Genomic DNA, 508 nt, shown 5'->3' on the forward strand with positions numbered 1-508 from the left:
GTACACTTCTCTGCTATCCAGAACGATGGCTACAAATCCCTGGACGAAGGTCAGAAAGTATCCTTCACCATCGAAAGCGGCGCTAAAGGCCCGGCAGCTGGCAACGTAACTTCTCTGTAAGTTCAAGCCGCTAAGAATCGAGAATCCCTGCCTGATGGCGGGGATTTTTTTTATCTGTCGCCAGTAGCCGCCAGCATAAGATGGCGGCTACCGGGCATTCAAAGCAGGGAAAAGTGCCAGCTCGTCTCCCGCCACGCCAGACTATGGGTCAGCTTCAGACCTTGTAAAAACGCCTCATCATGCGACACCACCAGCATCGCGCCGGGAAACGCCGCCAGCGCGCTTTCAATAGCCTGCGTCGATGCTAAATCGAGATGGTTGGTTGGCTCATCCAACAAAAGCAGCTGGGCAGGCTCGCGTCGCCAGAGCACGCACGCCAGCGCCGCTTTCAGGCGCTCGCCGCCGCTGAGCGCCGACAGCGGCAGAGTGACCTTATCCGCGCCCAGCT

Annotated in this window: 1 protein-coding gene and 1 pseudogene; one reads left to right on the top strand and one right to left on the bottom strand. The window is 57.9% G+C overall.

Annotated elements, in window-relative coordinates:
* Nucleotides 1-120: cold shock domain-containing protein (locus HHU12_RS34910; RefSeq protein ID WP_020241422.1), on the top strand; the 120-nt coding region annotated here is incomplete at its 5' end.
* Between the two features lie 98 nt (nt 121-218).
* Here HHU12_RS34910 and HHU12_RS34915 read toward each other — a convergent pair.
* Nucleotides 219-508 (bottom strand): annotated as a pseudogene (locus HHU12_RS34915) (ATP-binding cassette domain-containing protein); the annotation flags it as partial.

The sequence above is a fragment of the Flammeovirga aprica JL-4 genome (genome assembly GCF_012844305.1).
Classification (GTDB): Bacteria; Bacteroidota; Bacteroidia; order Cytophagales; family Flammeovirgaceae; genus Flammeovirga; species Flammeovirga aprica.